Source organism: Flavobacterium sp., from assembly GCF_049318185.1.
In the GTDB taxonomy this organism is placed as follows: domain Bacteria; phylum Bacteroidota; class Bacteroidia; order Flavobacteriales; family Flavobacteriaceae; genus Flavobacterium.
The window spans coordinates 1-3296 of record NZ_JBMOGV010000173.1 but is presented as its reverse complement, the minus strand read 5'-3'; the positions used below and the strand labels follow the sequence as shown (position 1 = coordinate 3296).

The following is a 3296-nucleotide window of genomic DNA, read 5'->3' as shown; positions in this document are numbered from 1 at the left end:
TATCGCGCCTGCTTTGGGAGCAGGAGGCCGCAGGTTCGAATCCTGCCACCCCGACTTTTAATTTTTAATTATAAAAATTGGTTCCATAGCTCAGCTGGATAGAGCAACGCACTTCTAATGCGTAGGTCGAAGGTTCGAATCCTTCTGGGATCACTTGAACCAAAAGCCTCTAGAGATATCTAGAGGCTTTTTTGGTTAGCTTCAATTAGACATTTATTTTTTAAAAAACGATATTTAGTTGATGGAACTATGAAAAAAAATGATGAAACTATCCTATAACTTTTTACATAGAAATAATGAGAAAGAATATAAAGTCAGACGGAATAATGCTAAAAAAATCAGTTTTGTTAGAAAATGTTATAGAAAATAAGAAGCTAATTATTATCTATGTAAAAAGTTTTTTTCAAATCAATTATAAAGAAACATAGGATAAACCCTGATAATAATTTAAATTTATAATCAAAAAAATAGAACTATTGTAATTAGCATTTAGTGTTAAGAATCAACGAGTTTTATAATTTAAAATCTTTATTCTTGTAGTAGTTTATCAATAGATTAACAAACTTACTGTAGCTTTCTATTCCCTCTTTTTGTTGATTGGTTTTCAAAAATTGGTCATAAAAAGCATGAAATCCTTTATCAATAAAGGTGTCATATTGTTCCCAAAAGAGTTCATTTTCCATGTAATTTTCTAAAATACCTGGATTGATTAAAGTTTTGATTCTTTTGAATTTATTTTCATCTTTCATGATTATATTTTCCAAACAATAGCGTAAAGCAGTTACATAAGACGAATATTGAAAATATAAATCCTTGTTCTTTATACCAGCCATAAAGCCAATAAAATTGCATTCACTTTCACTGGCATAGCCAATTTGGTGTGCCATTTCATGACAAATAACATTAGGAAACCCATACATCGGCAACTTATAATTGATTTGGGATTCATTGGTGAATGGATTTAAATATCCACCAAATCCCATATAAGTCAGTGGTAAACTGAATAATGATTTTTTTTGGCTTGGAATTTCATACTGCAAAAACGAATATTCCTTGGCTAAATTGTCATAACCATTTTGTGACATCACAAAAATGCTGTCTTGTGAATAGGGAATTGTAACTTTTTTGTTTTTGTCATGTGTTATTTGAAATTGAATTTCGTTAGTTTTAGAAATCAACTTTTGTGTAAAAGCAAACAAATCTTCATTACTATACTCTCTCTGTATATTCATTTTTTCGAACAACGGTTCACGGTAATAATTGAATGCCCATAGCAAATGAAACAAAAAGTAAAATACAGAAAGGAAACTTAACACCGACCAAAATTTACTTCTCCAATGTAATTGTCTGTTTTTATAAAACCAGTACATACAATAAATGATAGCAATTCCATAAATAATATCTCCAACAGAAAAAGGGATTTTCCCAAACAAGGTTCTCAAAAAATTAGAAATATACACATACAATCCATTGCTGTAAGATCGTTCTACAGTTTCGGGAAAGAAGGCTAGGATTTTCAGAAAGATAATCTGAATAATTAGAAAATGAGGAAGAAAGTATTTTCGTTTCAAGACAAATTAAATTGTCTATAAAAATAAGTAATTAAGAGCAATCAATAAGTCTTTTTTGTAATTTTGTAATTCAATTTAAAAGTTATGACACAAATCACTTTAAATATTCCAGATGATGAATTGGGGTTCTTTATGAAATTGATAGAAAAATTTAACTATGAGTCTTTAATTAATGATTTTTCTATGAATCAAGAAATGAAAGATTTGTTAGATGAGAGAAGATCGAATTCAAATAAAGAAGATTTTGTTTCTTGGACAGATGTCAAAGAGCAAATTGTTTTTAAATCCAAATAATGAGTTTTAAAATTGTAATCGAACCTAGAGCAATTTTTGATATTCAGGAAGCCGTTGATTATTATGACTTTAAACAAATTGGACTAGGCGAATATTTTTTCCAAGTTTTAGAAGACCATATTGAAGTAGTAAGAAATAATCCTTTTTTTCAAATTCGATACAAAGATTATTATGGTTTACCAATTAAAAAGTTTCCTTTTATAATTTTTTATTTTATACAGTAGGAAGAGAAAATAGTTTATGTAGTTTCTGTTTTTAATACTTCATTAAATCCAAAAAAATATCCAAAATAACACCCGAGCCAGAAAGGCGAACGGAATGAAATTAAACTAACAATATCATGAGCCAAGAAATTAGAAACCTTGAACCTAAAGCACTTTGGAATAAATTTGCCGATTTAAATGCGGTTCCTCGTCCGTCCAAAAAAGAGGATAGAGTCATACAGTTTATGAAAGACTTTGGAAATAGTTTAGGACTAGAAACCTTTGAAGATGAAATTCGAAACGTAATCATCCGAAAACCTGCAACAATAGAAATGGAAAACCGAAAAACCATTGTTTTACAAGGACATTTGGATATGGTGCACCAAAAAAATAATGATACTACTTTTGATTTTCTTACTCAAGGTATTGATATGTATGTTGAGGGTGATTGGGTTCGTGCTCGCGGAACAACACTTGGTGCTGACAATGGGTTAGGAGTAGCTGCAATTATGGCTGTATTAGAAAGCAAAGACATTTCTCATCCAGCTATTGAGGCGCTTTTTACCATTGATGAAGAAACGGGAATGACTGGTGCTTTGAACTTAAAAGGCGGAATGCTTAAAGGAGAAATTCTATTGAATTTAGACACCGAAGAAGACGATGAAATTGACATCGGTTGCGCAGGAGGCATCGATGTTACAGCAACCAGAAGTTATAAAGAAGAAGAAACTCCTGAGGGTTCTGTGGGTTATACGATTACTGTTAAAGGTTTAAACGGCGGACATTCTGGAATGGATATCAATAAAGGTTTGGGTAATGCTAACAAAATTATGAACCGTTTGTTATTTGACGGATTTGAGAATTTTGGTCTGCAAATAGCTGAAATTAGTGGTGGAAGTTTGCGCAATGCCATTCCAAGAGAAAGTGTTGCCAAGGTAATTGTAGCAGGCATGTATGACGAAGCTTTTGTATTTGACATGCAGGAAATCATTACGGATATCAAAACTGAATTCAAAACGATGGAACCCAAGTTGGAGATTGAAATCGTAAAATGCGATTTGCCCAATAAAGTTATGGATTTAGGTGTGCAAGAAGGTTTGTTGCGTGCTATTTATGCTGCTCACAATGGTGTTTATAGAATGTCTGCCGATATGGAAGATTTAGTAGAAACTTCTAATAATATTGCTCGTGTGATTGTAAAGGAGGGCGAAATTTCAATTCAAAATTT

4 protein-coding genes and 1 tRNA gene are annotated in these 3296 nt (G+C 31.5%); 4 read left to right on the top strand and 1 reads right to left on the bottom strand.

What is annotated here, in order from left to right; translation table 11 throughout:
* Nucleotides 1-79: 79 nt before the first annotated feature.
* Nucleotides 80-153: transfer RNA gene (locus ACOYLT_RS11020), tRNA-Arg, on the top strand.
* A 359-nt stretch (nt 154-512) separates the two neighbouring features.
* Here the strand turns inward: ACOYLT_RS11020 and ACOYLT_RS11015 are convergent.
* Nucleotides 513-1571: a DUF3810 domain-containing protein gene (locus tag ACOYLT_RS11015; RefSeq protein ID WP_422853896.1), complete on the bottom strand. Its 1059-nt coding sequence runs from the start codon at nt 1569-1571 to the stop codon at nt 513-515.
* Between the two features lie 84 nt (nt 1572-1655).
* Here ACOYLT_RS11015 and ACOYLT_RS11010 point away from each other — a divergent pair, with 84 nt between their 5' ends.
* The 3 genes from ACOYLT_RS11010 to pepD all read left to right on the top strand — a co-directional run.
* Nucleotides 1656-1865, top strand: coding sequence for a hypothetical protein (locus ACOYLT_RS11010; protein ID WP_422853895.1), 210 nt, complete (start codon nt 1656-1658; stop codon nt 1863-1865).
* Nucleotides 1865-2089 (top strand): type II toxin-antitoxin system RelE/ParE family toxin, encoded by a 225-nt coding sequence (locus tag ACOYLT_RS11005; RefSeq protein WP_422853894.1) that lies wholly within the window; start codon nt 1865-1867, stop codon nt 2087-2089. The genes ACOYLT_RS11010 and ACOYLT_RS11005 overlap by 1 nt, the downstream gene beginning before the upstream one ends.
* Before the next feature lie 116 nt (nt 2090-2205).
* A partial coding sequence (gene pepD, locus ACOYLT_RS11000) for a beta-Ala-His dipeptidase (protein WP_422853893.1) occupies nt 2206-3296 on the top strand: 1091 nt, incomplete at its 3' end.

Excerpts from the sequence above, each read along its gene's own strand:
- ACOYLT_RS11010 (WP_422853895.1), top strand. The coding sequence starts at position 1,656 with ATGACACAAATCACTTTAAATATTCCAGATGATGAATTGGGGTTCTTT.
- ACOYLT_RS11005 (WP_422853894.1), top strand. The coding sequence starts at position 1,865 with ATGAGTTTTAAAATTGTAATCGAACCTAGAGCAATTTTTGATATTCAG.